Annotated in this window: 12 protein-coding genes; 5 read left to right on the forward strand and 7 right to left on the reverse strand. The window is 67.3% G+C overall.

All coding sequences use genetic code 11. The features are described from left to right. Nucleotides 1-35: 35 nt before the first annotated feature. The 3 genes from RSPPHO_RS20350 to RSPPHO_RS20355 are packed head-to-tail and all read right to left on the reverse strand — an operon-like array spanning nt 36 to nt 2,514. Nucleotides 36-815: a GAF domain-containing protein gene (locus RSPPHO_RS20350; protein WP_041794209.1), complete on the reverse strand. Its 780-nt coding sequence runs from the start codon at nt 813-815 to the stop codon at nt 36-38. After that, nucleotides 815-1,651 carry a sensor histidine kinase gene (locus tag RSPPHO_RS04590; protein ID WP_041794212.1) on the reverse strand — a complete coding sequence of 279 codons (837 nt, stop codon included), beginning with the start codon at nt 1,649-1,651 and terminating at the stop codon, nt 815-817. Before RSPPHO_RS04590 ends, RSPPHO_RS20350 begins: the two co-directional genes overlap by 1 nt. Then, complete coding sequence (locus RSPPHO_RS20355) at nt 1,639-2,514, reverse strand: hypothetical protein (protein WP_041794215.1); 876 nt, start codon at nt 2,512-2,514, stop codon at nt 1,639-1,641. The genes RSPPHO_RS04590 and RSPPHO_RS20355 overlap by 13 nt, the downstream gene beginning before the upstream one ends. Nucleotides 2,515-2,846: 332 nt before the next feature. Between RSPPHO_RS20355 and murA the strand changes: the two genes are divergently transcribed. The 3 genes from murA to RSPPHO_RS04610 all read left to right on the forward strand — a co-directional run bounded on the left by murA (nt 2,847) and on the right by RSPPHO_RS04610 (nt 6,510). Beyond that, the gene (gene murA / locus RSPPHO_RS04600) at nt 2,847-4,136 is read left to right on the forward strand and encodes a UDP-N-acetylglucosamine 1-carboxyvinyltransferase (RefSeq protein WP_014414104.1); all 1,290 of its coding nucleotides are present in this window, start codon (nt 2,847-2,849) and stop codon (nt 4,134-4,136) included. Nucleotides 4,137-4,256: 120 nt separating this feature from the next. Beyond that, nucleotides 4,257-4,742 (forward strand): DUF2937 family protein, encoded by a 486-nt coding sequence (locus tag RSPPHO_RS04605; RefSeq protein WP_014414105.1) that lies wholly within the window; start codon nt 4,257-4,259, stop codon nt 4,740-4,742. A gap of 73 nt (nt 4,743-4,815) precedes the next feature. Then, nucleotides 4,816-6,510 (forward strand): thiamine pyrophosphate-dependent enzyme, encoded by a 1,695-nt coding sequence (locus tag RSPPHO_RS04610; RefSeq protein ID WP_041794218.1) that lies wholly within the window; start codon nt 4,816-4,818, stop codon nt 6,508-6,510. A gap of 55 nt (nt 6,511-6,565) precedes the next feature. Here RSPPHO_RS04610 and RSPPHO_RS04615 read toward each other — a convergent pair whose 3' ends face one another. Beyond that, nucleotides 6,566-6,877, reverse strand: a complete 312-nt coding sequence (locus RSPPHO_RS04615) for a hypothetical protein (protein WP_014414107.1) — start codon at nt 6,875-6,877, stop codon at nt 6,566-6,568. A 208-nt stretch (nt 6,878-7,085) separates the two neighbouring features. After that, nucleotides 7,086-7,439: a hypothetical protein gene (locus RSPPHO_RS04620; RefSeq protein ID WP_041794221.1), complete on the reverse strand. Its 354-nt coding sequence runs from the start codon at nt 7,437-7,439 to the stop codon at nt 7,086-7,088. Between the two features lie 300 nt (nt 7,440-7,739). Here RSPPHO_RS04620 and RSPPHO_RS04625 point away from each other — a divergent pair, with 300 nt between their 5' ends. Further along, on the forward strand, nt 7,740-9,644 hold the full coding sequence (locus tag RSPPHO_RS04625) for a PAS domain-containing hybrid sensor histidine kinase/response regulator (protein WP_014414109.1): 1,905 nt from the start codon (nt 7,740-7,742) through the stop codon (nt 9,642-9,644). A gap of 1,675 nt (nt 9,645-11,319) precedes the next feature. Then, nucleotides 11,320-11,496, forward strand: a complete 177-nt coding sequence (locus RSPPHO_RS04630) for a helix-turn-helix domain-containing protein (protein ID WP_041794224.1) — start codon at nt 11,320-11,322, stop codon at nt 11,494-11,496. Between the two features lie 47 nt (nt 11,497-11,543). Here the strand turns inward: RSPPHO_RS04630 and RSPPHO_RS04635 are convergent, their stop codons facing one another. Then, a complete protein-coding gene (locus tag RSPPHO_RS04635) occupies nt 11,544-12,149 on the reverse strand; it encodes a hypothetical protein (protein ID WP_014414110.1) in 606 nt (201 codons plus the stop codon). Then, nucleotides 12,146-13,345 (reverse strand): succinyl-diaminopimelate desuccinylase, encoded by a 1,200-nt coding sequence (gene dapE, locus RSPPHO_RS04640; protein WP_041794233.1) that lies wholly within the window; start codon nt 13,343-13,345, stop codon nt 12,146-12,148. The genes RSPPHO_RS04635 and dapE overlap by 4 nt, the downstream gene beginning before the upstream one ends. Between the last annotated feature and the right edge of the window lie 3 nt (nt 13,346-13,348).

A 13,348-nucleotide genomic window follows, 5' to 3' on the forward strand; every position in this document is an offset into this window, starting at 1 on the left:
TCGGCCCCAGGGGGATCAGCAAGGCGAAGCGGCCGTCACGCCACCCCCCTCGGCGCGGCCGGCAGCCGCGGCAAAGGCCTCCAAGACAGCCCCCCTTCCCCGCGTTGCGAGGACACCGAGGTGCCGGACAGCCCAGCAAAGCGACCACAGCCTCCAAGCACGACAAAGCCGATCGGATCGGCGGCCGCGTCGGAACCAGGGCCAGAGGCCACCAGGGCGCTCCCATCGCCGCCCAACAGCCCGGTGATTTGCAGCAACAACCCCCGCGCCAGGGTCTCAAGACGCCCCCGCGACCTCGGATCCTCCAGTGCGACCAGCGCCTCAACCACCCCCTCTCGGTAGTACCGCAGGCGCAGACGCTGCTCATAGGCACACAAGGTGACGTGCAAAACGATGAGCAACCGCCCTTGGGTGAGATCGCTTCGGCGACAGACGTCGCTCACGTCATGGCGTGTCAGCATGGACAAGGGCGGGATCTGGCTGGGGTGGCGGACCCAAAGAACAAGGCGCATCTCGGCCGGCGCCTGGGCCCGCACCCGCCCAAGGAGGACTTCGAGAGCCGCCGGCCCCTCCTCCCCGACATCAATCAAGGCCACGGCCGGCGCCTCGGCACTTCGCACGATGCGACAGGCCTCGACGGTGGTGCCGGCCGGCACCAACAGCAGGGGCCGGCCCAGGAGTTCGACATCCTGGAGCGCAAAGAACACGGCAGCACGCCCCTCTGGGGTGGGCTCCACAACCAAAATCCGCCATGGCGCCGAAAAAGACTCCGGCGCGGCGGGAACCGAGGACAGGGCTCCAGGCGATGCAGACATCACGCGGGCTCCTTGTTGCGGGGAGGATCGGCCTCGGGCGCTCGTCGCGGCAACGTCAGCGTGACGCGGGTCCCCTCGCCGGGGGAAGACACCACCGCGACCCGCCCCCCCAACCGCTGGAGAGTGAGGGCCTCGACCACGCACAGCCCCACCCCCAGCGCCCCCGGTTGGGTCGAGAAAAAGGGCTCGAACGCGCGAGCTTCGACGTCGGGGGGCATCCCGGCGCCGTCATCGGCCACCGAGACGACAACGGTGCCGCCAGGGCCGGGCGCGCTGCGCAAGACAACCTCGCCCAAGGGCCGTTCGCCCAGGCCGTGCCGAACGGCGTTGTCCAGCAGCTCTTCCAAAATCTGGCGCAAGACATCGGGAGGGCCCTCAAGATGGGCGCGGGCACCGGCTTCCACGTTGAGCTGAAAGGGGCCAGCGCGAAACCGGGGCCGCACCATCTCCGCCACCGCCAGCACCAGTTCATCGAGATCAAACAGACGCGAGGGAAAGGCGTGGGGCGTGGCGCCGATGTCGCGCAAGCGCTCCAGCACGTGCCCGGCCTGATCAAGTGCGTGACACGCTGCGCCCAGCCCGGCGTCCATGCGGTCGGCGAGGCCCGACAGTGCCCACGGGGTCAAGGCGTCGGGCGGCTGGCGCAAGGTCGCCGCCAGGGGACGCACGGCGGAGACCAAGGTCAAGGCATTGGCCAACCCTGGCGCCAGGGCTTGATTGAGACCAACGGCCAGGGTCCCCAAGACCTCGATCCGTTCGGAGCGAGGCGGGTCGGGGGCCTGGCGCTGATGCCGGCGGGAGTCGATCACCAGACCCACCACGATCAGCCCGGCCAAACCCAGAACGCCTCCCCCAACCTGTTGGACGTGGTGCAGGGATCCGCCCGCAGAAGCGCCAGCCCCTTGCAGGTCATACCACACCGGGGCATGGGCCACGGGAAGGCCGGAGAGCGCCGCGAGATCAATCCGGGCAAACAACCAGACATGCCCATCGTCGGCGTAGCGCCCGGTGCCCCGCTCGCGGATTTGCCCCCACAAAGGAGGGTTCTCCAGCGCCAAGGTGGCGTGGCGGTCGCGACGCATCCCCCCAGAGCCGCTCCGGGGGCGGCCCCACTCAGCCAGTACCCTTCCTCGTCCAGCACCGAGCGCTGAAGGGCCACCCCCGGCCCCTCAAGGTCGCTGCCTTGCAGAAGGGGAGAGGCGTCCACGGTGAGCATCACCATCCTCTGGTCTTCGCTGCTCACCCGCTGGGCGAAATGCAAGGTTGGGATGCCGGCCGCAAAGCCCCCTCCTTCCTCCTCCAGGTCGGGACCGCTGATCACCATCCGGCCCACCGGGTCGGCTGGGGGGACGCCGGGACCGGGGGAAGCCCCTTGCACGAGGCGAACCCCTTCTTCGGCCCGCTCCGCGCGCCACGCCAAGCCATCGGTTTCCAAAAGCTGGACCCGCGCGACCAGGGGGTCGCGGGCCACCACGCCGCGCAACACCTCGGCCGGCGCCGCGCCCGCCGCGAGGCTTTGGGCCAGGAGCGCCACCTGGGCGGCATATCCGCGCACAAAAGAGCGGGTGAACCGCTGGACGGCCTCCGCCCGCGTCAGAAGAAGTGGGCCCGCGGCATCGGCGGGACTCTGTCCCCCCTCCAGCAGCAAAAACCCGCCAATCCCGGCCAAAATCAAGGCAAGGCCTCCGAGGAGAGCCACGCAGCGACGTTGAGCCTCCCCCCCTGCCCTCTCGGCTCCTCTCGCCCTGGTTGGTTGTTCCCGTGACATCTCCCGCCCCCCCGCGGCTGCCCGCCCCCCGCGATTCGTCTTGCTTTGATGTCTGATGGCGGTCCCGGCCTTGCAAGAGAGGGCAGAATAAATCAAAGCGAAAATTTTTTGCTGTGAATAACACTTATTTGGCGATTCCCCCTCCTCCCACGCCACTCGCCACGTCCCTTGCACCGGAAGGCGGGATGGGATAGGAACCGCCTTTTATCAGGGAAGGGGCCCCGGGATGGGCCTTCCCCCTGCCCCCGGGAGACTTTGCTCGCATGGATCGTATCCGTCTCGTTGGCGGTACCGCGCTGGATGGCACGGTGCGCATTGGGGGCGCCAAGAATGCCGCGCTGGCCTTGATGCCCGTCAGCCTCCTGACCGACCAGACCGTCAGCCTCACCAACTGCCCCGACCTCGCCGATATCAGAACCATGGCGGCCCTGCTGGAACACATGGGCGTGGGGGTCTCCCTCAACGACGCCACATCCAGCGCCGGCCGGGTGGTGGACCTGAACGCCGGCAGCCTCAAGGACACCACCGCCCCTTATGATCTGGTGCGGCGCATGCGGGCCTCGATCCTGGTCCTGGGTCCGCTGGTGGCCCGGCACGGGCAGGCCCGGGTCTCACTGCCGGGGGGCTGTGCCATCGGCACGCGGCCGGTGGACCTGCATCTGAAGGCCCTGGAGGCCCTGGGGGCCGAGATCGATCTGCGCGAGGGCTATGTTCACGCCCGGGTCAAGGGACGGCTCAAAGGGGCCCGCTTCGAGTTTCCCAAGGTCACGGTGGGCGGCACGGAAAACGCCTTGATGGCGGCCGTCCTGGCCGAGGGCGAGACCCTTCTCGACAACGTGGCGCGCGAGCCGGAGATCATTGACCTTGGCCGCTGCCTTCAGTCCATGGGCGCCGACATTGAGGGCCTGGGCACCCCCACCTTGCGCGTGCGCGGCGTGGCCTCCCTCAGCGGAACCCGTCATGCCGTGGTGCCCGATCGCATCGAGACTGGCACCTACGCCCTGGCGGCGGCCATCACCCGGGGCCGCCTGACCCTAACCGGCACCCGCTTGGAGTTGGTCGAGAGCTTGGTGGATCATTTGCGCCGGGCCGGGGTGCGGGTCAACCGGGCCGATGGCGGCTTGGAGGTGGACGCCCGCGGCGCCCCGGTGGTGGGCGTGGACGTGATCACCGAGCCCTTCCCCGGCTTCCCCACCGACATGCAGGCGCAATGGATGGCCCTCATGGCTACCGCCGAGGGCGCCTCGATGATCACCGAGAACATTTTTGAAAACCGCTTCATGCACGTCCCCGAGCTGATGCGCATGGGGGCCGACATCAATATTCATGGGGGGTCCGCCATCGTACGCGGTGTCAGCCGGTTGTCGGGGGCCCCGGTCATGGCGACCGACCTGCGTGCCTCGGTGTGCTTGGTGCTGGCCGGCCTCGCCGCCGAGGGCGAGACCATCGTCAACCGTGTTTACCACCTCGATCGCGGCTACGAGTGCCTGGAAGCCAAGCTGGCCGCCTGCGGTGCCCAGGTCGAGCGCCTGAGCGATCGCAAGCCCGCCTGAAGACAACGAGGGAGGGGGGGCGGCCGCCTCCCCAGCCCCCTCTCATCTCCGAACGCTCGCCCCCAGCCCGGCCTTGTTTCCCCGCTTGCCCCCGGTGCTTGAAATGCGTTCAATGAGCCCATGACATGGCTCCTGCGCACACTGGATCGCTTGGCCGGGGCGGCGGTCGCCGCCATGAGTGGCATGGTGCTGTCCCAAGCCCCCGGCTTCAGCGCCCACTATCTGCACCGCCTGGGGCTTCAGGCGGCCGAGGCGCGGGCCGCCCTCACCCAGGCGGTGGCCTCGGCCGGAGGCTCCCTGCCCGGCCCGCTGGCCGAGGCTCTTGCCCTGCGGGTGACGGACCTGGAGCACCTCCACCAAACCCTGGCCCATCATGGCCTCTGGGGGGGCCCGCTGGTGCTGATGGGGCATCTGAACGGGGACTTGTTCCTAGAAACGCTGGAGCATTTCGTGCCAACACTGCCGTTCTCGGCGGTGGGGTTCGCCTATTGGCTGGCCGGCGTGGCCTTGGGGCTCCTGGCTTATGACGTGCTCAAGCTGCCGCTTGGCCTTTTTGGCCACCGGAGCCGACGTCGGCGCTTGTTTGAAACCCGAAGCGGGTTTTGAAGGCTGGGGAGGCACCGCCTGCCCAGACCCTCTTCTTTTTTTAGGAATTTTGGAAAACGGAGGTCCTTGGGTGATGCTTTCTCCCAGTGTTTCCCTCCCCGCCCGCACCGGGGGGGCCCTGTTGGCCGATGCGCTCCTCAGCTTGGGGGCGGAGACGGTGTATTGCGTACCCGGCGAGAGCTTTCTTGGCTTCCTCGATGCGGCACACGACCGGGCCGGGCGCCTGCGCCTCGTGGTCTGCCGCCAAGAAGGGGGGGCCGCCTATATGGCCGAGGCCCATGGCAAGCTCACCGGACAGCCCGGCGTGTGTTTTGTCACCCGTGGCCCCGGCGCCTGTAACGCCACGGTTGGCGTTCACACCGCGTTTCAGGATGCCACCCCGCTGTTGGTGCTGGTGGGGCAAGTCGGGCGCGGCATGGCGGGCCGCGAGGCCTTCCAGGAAGTGGACATGACCGCCTTGTTCGCTCCCCTGGCCAAGTTCACCGCCACCGCCGATAGCGCGGGCCGTTTGCCCGAACTGGTGGCGCGCGCCTGGGCGGCGGCGACCTCGGGACGCCCCGGCCCCGCCGTTCTCGCCCTGCCCGAGGATGTGTTGACCGAGCTGGCCACGGCCCAGGATCCCACACCCTGGCCGGCCGCCCGCCCGGCGCCGAGCGCGGCCAACCTGGAAGCCCTGGCCGCCCTGCTGGCCGACGCCCGCCGCCCCCTGGTGGTGGTGGGCGGCGGCACCTGGACCCCCGAGGCCGCCACCCAGGTGACCCGCTGGGCCGAGGCCTGTGACCTGCCGGTGGCCGCCGCCTTTCGCCGCCAGGACATCGTTGACAACGACAGCCCCAGCTATGTTGGCGACCTCGGCTTTGGCGCCAGCCCGGCCCTCAACGCCCGGGTGCGCGAGGCCGACCTGATTGTCGCCCTGGGCGCCCGCCTGGGCGAGGTGGACACCCAGGGCTACACCCTGTTGAGCAGCCCGCACCCCGCCCAAACTCTGATCCACGCCGTGCCCGACCCCGCCGAGATCGGCCGCGTGTATATCCCGCGCCTGGGCTTGGTCACGGCTATGGACACCCTGGCGCCCCGCCTGCCGGTGGTGGACGGCCAAGCCTGGGCCGCATGGCGCCAAGCCGCCCGCGCCGACTACGAGGCCGCCCTGATCCCCGATCCCTGCCCCGGCGCCGTCGATCTCGGGGCCGTGATGGCCACCTTGGAAGCCCGCCTGCCGCGCGACGCCATTGTGTGCAACGGGGCCGGCAACTACGCCGGCTGGGTCCATCGCTTCCACAAAAGCCATGTGTTCCCGAGCCAACTGGCGCCGGGCAACGGGTCGATGGGCTATGGGGTGCCGGCGGCGGTGGCGGCCAAGATCGCCCAGCCCGAGCGCTGCGTCGTCGCCTTTGCCGGCGACGGCTGCTTCCTGATGAACGGCCAGGAACTGGCCACCGCCGTCGCCCACGGGCTCGACCTGCTGGTGATCGTCATCAACAACGGCATGTACGGCACCATCCGCATGCACCAGGAGAAGCGCTATCCCGGACGGGTGATCGGCACCACCTTGGCCAACCCCGACTTTGCGGCACTGGCCCAAGCCTACGGGGCCCGTGGCTACAGCGTCGCCACCACCGAGGCCTTCGCCCCGGCCCTGGACGCCGCCCTGGCCGGACAGGGCCCGGCCGTGATCGACCTTCAGGTGGATCCCGAGGCCCTCTCGACCCGCGCCACCCTTTCGGGAACCCGGGCCCAGGCCCTGGCCCTGGCCCTGGCCCGACGCTAACCCCCCCGAGGGGTCTGGGGAGACCGCGCCTCCCCAGACTTCTCTTTATCTCGACTTAGTTCTTCTTGCACTCCGTCCCGGCCTGCTCGGTTCCCTTCATGTAGGCCAGGGAGACCGACGCACCATCGGAATAAAACGAAACGCTCTCCCCGGTGAACATTTCGGCCGCACTCCCGGGCTCTCGCGTCACCGCCTGAGGCTTTTGGCCGGCGAGGGTCAATTCACCGGTCTTTTTGTCATCATTGACTTTCAACGTGAAGGTTAAGCCATCGCTACAGGTGAACGAGCGCAGATCCTCAGCCGAGGCTGTCGCGCCGAAGGCCACCAGGCCGACCAGCCCCAAAGCCATTCCCATCATCCGCTTCATGGGTGTCCTCCCTCCATGACAGTCGCCTGACCTTTCCCTGGATTGCCTCGGGAAAAGCCTTAATTCCGCCACAAAAAGAGTATTCCGCTCCCCGACCGTCGCGTCAACCGCTGCGCCCCCAACCCTGCCATAAGGCATACCCGCCCCCTCGCAACGTCACCCGACCGAACCGCCCACGGTGCCGATCCTGCCGGCCGGATCCCGGCGTTCAGGGGGGAGTCTGGCAAAAGGTGGTGTAAAGCAGGCCCTTCTTGTACCGCCCCAAGCTGATCCCCGTCTTCTCGGGGTAGAGGTTATGGCGGGCATTGCTATACACCGAAAGCTGGCCCGTAGGTTCGCGGGCCAAAACTTCGGGTGGATTTTCGTTCAGCGTGAGGCTCACGGTGGGCGCATTCTCCAAGCCGGCCACAGTAAAATGCGTCCCATCGGCGCAGACATACCCCTGACCGAAAAAAATCGGCGAGACGGTCGGTGCGCTGGCTTGGCCGGCCGGAAACCCGGCAAGAAGCAGAAGCCCCGAGGCGAGTGCCAAAACGTGAATCCGTTTCGAGTCCAACATCATCCCCGAGCCCTCCTTAACAAAGTGCTTGACGAAGAGGCAATGAGACGACTCCCATCCAAAGTATTGGCCCAACGATACACACCGTCAACGTGCTTTTAGGGCCTCCGGCATTTTTCTTGAGGGGCTTCGGGGCGTGGACCGTCTTGTGTCCTGGCGGCGTTAGTTTTTGTCCCGAACACGCGGGGCGACCGCCACCGCCAAGACACAAGACAGTGTGCCCCAGAGTTTTTTTGGTTTTTCCCAGCGCGCCTGCGGTCCACAACAAAAGGGCTCCGCCTCTCGACCAAGAAAGACAGCCCGATGGCCTTGGATGTCCCGCCGCTCATTGCCGCCCTTCTCGACAGCCTGGACGATGACGTGACCGTGGTGGATCAAAGCGCCCGCGTGGTGTTTGCCAATGCGCGCGCCCGTCAGCGCTTGTCCAGCGCCCCGCCCGGCCCCGAAACCCTGATCACCGGCCTCTCGGACACGGCAGGACAGGCGAGATACGCGGCGTTGGCGCGGGTCGGCGCCTGTGGCGTGGCGGAGACCCTGGAGGACCAGAGCGACGGTCGCTGGTGGTCGGTGCGCTTCACGCCGCTGCCGGAGGGGCTGGTGGCGGTGCGCGCCCGCGATATCACCGAAGCCCGCGACCTCAGCTTGGCCTTGGCCGATAGCGAGGAGCGACTCCACAGCACCTTCGACGCCGCCGGTCATGGCATGGCCCTGCTGGGGCAGGATGGCCGCTTTTGGCAGGTCAACCGGGCCATGACCACCTTGCTGGGCCTGGCCCCTGACGCCCTGGGCACCTTGGATGACGTGGTTATGCCCGACGATCGGGAAATCGCGCGCGACTTGTTGCGCCGCCTGCGCGCCGGGCCGGACACCGCGCTGACGGTTCGGTTGCGTTTTCGCGGTGCCCAGGGCGAGCCGCTCTGGGGCGAGGTGGGCGCCGCCATCCCCCGCCACCGTCCCGGGGATGCCCCAGGGGTGGTTTTGCACCTGCGCGACGTCACGGAGGAACACCGCGTTGATGAACGCCTGCGTGCCGCCAAGGAAGAGGCCGAACGCACCAGCCGGGCCAAAACCCGCTTCCTGGCCGCCGCCAGCCACGACCTGCGCCAGCCCTTGCAGGCCCTGGCCATGTTCATCGCGGTCTTGGCCCGGCGCGAAACCGACCCCCGGCAGGCCGCCCTCATCGAACGGATCGAAAAAACCACCGAAGCCTTGACCGGCCTCCTCAACACCTTGCTCGACATCTCGCGCCTCGACGCCGGCCTGATGCGTTGCGAGGCCCGCGACACCCCGGTAGGGCCTCTGCTCGCCCGTCTCGCCGAGGAGTTCCAGCCGGTGGCCACCGGGCGAGGCCTGGCCCTGCGCCTCGTCCCCACCAGCGCCCACGGCCATGCCGACCCTGCCTTGGTTGAAATCATTGTCCGCAACCTCCTTGGCAATGCGGTGCGCTACACGAGAGTTGGCCACGTGCTCCTGGGCGTGCGCCGTCGTCCCCGGGGACGGGTGGAGATTCAGGTTCTCGATTCTGGCCCGGGCATCCCCCGCGACCAGCACGCCTTGGTGTTCGAGGACTTTTATCAGGTCGATAACCCGGCCCGAGAAAAGGGGGAGGGTCTGGGCCTCGGTCTGTCCATTGTCCGGCGCGTCGCCTCGCTGCTTGGCGCCGAGGTCAGCCTCGCCTCCGTCCCGGGGCGGGGCTCGCGCTTTTCCCTGGTCCTGGCGGCAGCGCATGGCGTGGCCCCCGATGAGCGAGGCAGCGGGCTGCTCGGCGCCGACCCCAAGGCCGCCCACGGCCTCACCGTCATGCTGATCGACGACGACCCCACGATCCTAGATGGCTTGACCCTGGTCCTGGAGGGATGGGACTGCGAGGTCCTGGCCTTCGGCGATCTGGGACATCTGCTGGAAGGCCTGGAGTCGGGCGGACTGCTCACCCCGCCCGATGTCATCATTGCCGACTACCGCCTGGGCGGCGGGGCAACCGGGGTCGATGCCGTGGCGATGATCCGCGCCGCCGTGGGCCTGCCGATTCCCGCCCTCCTGCTCACCGGCGACACCGCGCCGCAGCGGCTGCGCGAGGCCGATGCCAGTGGCCTTCCCTTGCTCCACAAGCCGGTGAAACCCGATGCCCTGCGCGCCGCCCTAGCCGATCTGATGGCTGGGGGCCTGACCTTGGAGGAAGAGGACACATCGGATCCTTGGCTGCTCTGACCCACGGGCTCTGGGCAAGAGCCGCGGCAAGGCCCGCACAGCGACGTAAAAAACCCCCGTTCCAGCCGAGGGGAAGCCGGAACGGGGGTCGTTTTGCCGGCGGGGGCAACGGACAAGGGGGGGGGGACGCCCGTCGCCCAGGCCAAACCGGCGATGATCCGCGCGCGATCTTCGGGAGGGGTCGAAGGAAGCTGCGGTCTTATTCGAAGAGATAGGGGGGATGGCGCATTTCTCAAGGCCTGGACACAGCCTTTTGTCTTAATTTTCTCGGGCCGGGCGAAGCCTCGCCATCGTTCAGCCCTCCGGCCCAACAGCAGAAGGCCCCCTGCCGGGGAGGGAACCGGCGGGGGCTCTGAAAGACCAGGATTAGTCCGGGGCGGGGCTAGGACGTCCCTGCTACGACCGGGGTTGTGCAGAACCCTCGGTCCGCCATCCTTGGTCACCGAGAGGAGGAGGCGTTGCCCGGGAGGGAGCGGGGCGCCAAGTCGATCTCTTGCACTGACTATGGCGGACTGGGGGGCTGGGGTCAAGGGAAAAACCAAGTTTCTTTGTCGGAAATAGACCACCCCCCCTGACCAGTCGAGTCGAAAGCAAGCGCCCCCGCTCACGCGACAGGCCGCTGGCACCTCCCCCAGGACCAACCTTTGGAAATACAAAGGGGGCCCCCGGCTTCTTCACCGGGGGCCTCGGGAAAGATCATGTGCGTGCCTGGAAACGGGCTAGCGGGTTTTTCCAGGCGCTGGCCACGGCGGCCATGTCCCGACATTTCCCCTGTGGACCCCAACTCCCACCCTCGTCTCTTCCAGGAGGTGAAAAGACGGCAAGAGTCGGCTCCTCTCCAGCCCCCCAAAACCTCTTCCCGGGAAAGAGGCGGGGCTGCCCCTGCCATCATCTTCCCCTTCGACCGGAGGCCCGATTTCTCGGAGGAAGACAAATTAGAAGGCCCCCGTCCGGCTGAGGGGGTGCCGGGGCGGGGGCCTTGTCTGACCAACGGAATTCCTTGGGCCGGGCTAGCGTTACCCAAGGTGCCTGGACACCTCGTGGCATCCGGTACTCCATCTTCGGGCCATGCACGGCGAAGATGGCGCCGGTCTGGAACTGTTGCCTTGAGATCCGGGAGGTAATCGGACCCGGGCACCAATCCCGTGAGATGACTATCGCTCTGGAGCGCCCCGTGAGTCAAGAAAAAAATCCGACGATCTTAGTCGGAACAAAGCGAGCAAGGGGTGCAGACTCCGGGAGGAACTTCCCCCAAAGCGATGCCATCTCATTGAAAAAACGCTGAATTCAGAAAGAACCGCTCTGAGGGGCGCAGGCTGCCCCCCCGCAACGGCGGAGACAAAGCCCTACCCGTGGGCTTGGACAAAACAACGCACCTCTCTTCTCCCTAGGAAGAAGGACGACACGATCGGTCTCTTTCTTGAAAATATTACACCGGCGCTCTGTGGCTTAATCATGGCGCGTGCGGGGTGGTTTCAAGGCTGGGGAGGCCCCATCTCCCGATCGTCTCCCCCCCCCTTGCCTTTCTGTCTATCCTCGCCAGAAGCCCCTGTCACCCGATCGCCCTGGGTGGGCGAGCCGCTTGCGGGGCGCGGCCGACACGGTCATAGTGGTGTCACAGGGAGGCCCCGCCGCGAGCGTGGGGCGGTCTCAGGTCAGCCGGAATCCGGGAGTCATGCTGCGCCAACCCCTTTTGACCGTGCGCGAGGTCGCGGACCTGCTCAAAGTCCGGGAAGCCACCGTGCGTCAGTGGATTCGCGACAAACACCTGCGCGCCGTCAAGTTTGGCCGGGAGTGGCGGGTCGCCCACGTGGACCTAGAGGCCTTCGTCAATCAGAACGCCAACCGCTGAGGCCTTAGCTCTGCTCGAAGGGAGGGGCTGTGCTGCTTGGCGCCCCTTTAGAACCCCCCATCGACCCCCTGCGCGCCGGTCTGCAACGGCAGCAGGAGGGGCAAAAAGGCCTCGTGCAAGGCCTCGCCAACAATCAAATCCAAAAACACCACGCCGACCACGGTGATCATCGGCACCCGCAGGCCGCCCCGAGCGACAACCCCCAAATAAAACGTCATCACCAAAAACACGAGGCTGTTCAAAAAGGCCACCACCGGCAACGGGGCGAGACCGAAGGCCGCAAGGCCGGTCAAAGGCAGAAAAGCCAGCATGACGGGCACCTGAAGCCAGTTGTACGCCGCCAGCCAGCGATAAAAGAGCGCCCGTCGATCAAGCAGCCGACACAAGATCTCCATCATGACGGGGTACAGCGCCCAGCCTAGAACGTAATGCAGCAGCTTGAGCAGGCCATACGGGCCGAAGGGACTGCCGCCCGCTCCCCCTTGAAACTCCAGCAGCATATAAAGCAGATACAGCGGAGCCAGGACCACGGCGGCCCAAAAGCTGCGCGCGGCATCGGCCGGCGTCTCGCCCAGAAGAGCAAAGGCCCGGATGTCCAGACGCAACAACAGGCCAAGACCGGCCACGATTCGGGCCGTAAAGGCAGCGCTCATTCCGGGGCCTCAAGATAGCGTTCCAGGAAGCGATGATAAATCTGGGTCAAGGACTCCAGATCCGCCAGGGCGACCGCTTCGTCCGCCTTGTGCATGGTCTGCCCGACAAGGCCAAATTCAACCACCGGGCAAACAGCGCGAATGAACCGCGCGTCGGATGTGCCGCCGGAGGTGGAAAGAACCGGACGCCGCCCGACCACCGCCAAGCAGGCGTCTTCCAGCAAGGTGGTCAAGCGCCCAGGCTCGGTCACGAACGCCTCGCCACTGAGCTTCGTGACCAAGGTGAAGGCGTCGCGTCGCCCATCGCAGGCCTGAAGCGCGCGCTCTTCGAGCCAACGCTGGAGCGAGGCCCCGGTGTGATGATCGTTGAAGCGAATGTTGAGGGTCACGCGAGCCTGGGCCGGGATGAGGTTAGGGGTGGGATTGCCCACATCCAAGCTGGTCAGTTGCATGCTGGAGGGCTCGAAGTGGGCGCTGCCGCGATCGAGGGGCGCCGCCGTCAAATCCGCCGCCAAGCGCACCAGCCGGTGCACGGGATTGTCGGCCCGGTGCGGGTAGGCCACATGGCCTCCTTGCCCGCGCAAGGTGATGGTGGCCGAGAGACTGCCACGTCGGCCGATCTTGAGGGCCTCGCCCAGAGCCTCGGGGTTGGTGGGCTCACCGACCAGACAGTGATCGACCGTAATGCCCTGGGCTTGCATCCACTCCAAGACACGCACGGTGCCATGAAGGGCCGGCCCCTCCTCGTCGCCGGTGATGAGGAAGGCCAGCGGCCCCGGGTGATCGCGCGGCAGCCGGGCCACGGCGGCGATGAAGCAGGCGATGGCCCCCTTCATATCCACGGCGCCCCGGCCATAGAGCAGGCCGTCCTCGACATCGGCGGCAAAGGGATCGCGGGTCCAGCCACTGTCTGCCGGCGCCGGCACCACGTCGGTGTGGCCGGCGAAAGCCAGCACCGGCCGGCCGGAACCGCGCCGGGCGAACAGGTTATCCACCCGGGCCTGATCACCCTCGCCTCCCTCCTCGCCGAAAGAAAGGCGCTCGACGGCGAAGCCCAAAGCGGTGAGCGCTGCTTGCACCACATCGAGCGCGCCGTTATCGGCCGGGGTCACGCTGGGACAGGCGATCAGAGCGCGGGCCAGGGGCACGGGATCGGCCAGGGCGTCGGCCGTCCACTCGGACGCAAGAGGACTCACCAG

The organism is Pararhodospirillum photometricum DSM 122 (genome assembly GCF_000284415.1).
Lineage (GTDB): Bacteria > Pseudomonadota > Alphaproteobacteria > Rhodospirillales > Rhodospirillaceae > Pararhodospirillum > Pararhodospirillum photometricum.

Bases quoted from the DNA above. Each gene is read 5' to 3' on its own strand.
- RSPPHO_RS04625 (WP_014414109.1), top strand. From the start codon at position 7,740: ATGGCCTTGGATGTCCCGCCGCTCATTGCCGCCCTTCTCGACAGCCTG.
- RSPPHO_RS04620 (WP_041794221.1), bottom strand. From the start codon at position 7,439: ATGATGTTGGACTCGAAACGGATTCACGTTTTGGCACTCGCCTCGGGG.
- RSPPHO_RS04610 (WP_041794218.1), top strand. From the start codon at position 4,816: ATGCTTTCTCCCAGTGTTTCCCTCCCCGCCCGCACCGGGGGGGCCCTG.
- RSPPHO_RS04615 (WP_014414107.1), bottom strand. From the start codon at position 6,877: ATGAAGCGGATGATGGGAATGGCTTTGGGGCTGGTCGGCCTGGTGGCC.
- murA (WP_014414104.1), top strand. From the start codon at position 2,847: ATGGATCGTATCCGTCTCGTTGGCGGTACCGCGCTGGATGGCACGGTG.
- RSPPHO_RS04635 (WP_014414110.1), bottom strand. From the start codon at position 12,149: ATGAGCGCTGCCTTTACGGCCCGAATCGTGGCCGGTCTTGGCCTGTTG.
- RSPPHO_RS04605 (WP_014414105.1), top strand. From the start codon at position 4,257: ATGACATGGCTCCTGCGCACACTGGATCGCTTGGCCGGGGCGGCGGTC.
- RSPPHO_RS04630 (WP_041794224.1), top strand. From the start codon at position 11,320: ATGCTGCGCCAACCCCTTTTGACCGTGCGCGAGGTCGCGGACCTGCTC.
- RSPPHO_RS20350 (WP_041794209.1), bottom strand. From the start codon at position 815: ATGTCTGCATCGCCTGGAGCCCTGTCCTCGGTTCCCGCCGCGCCGGAG.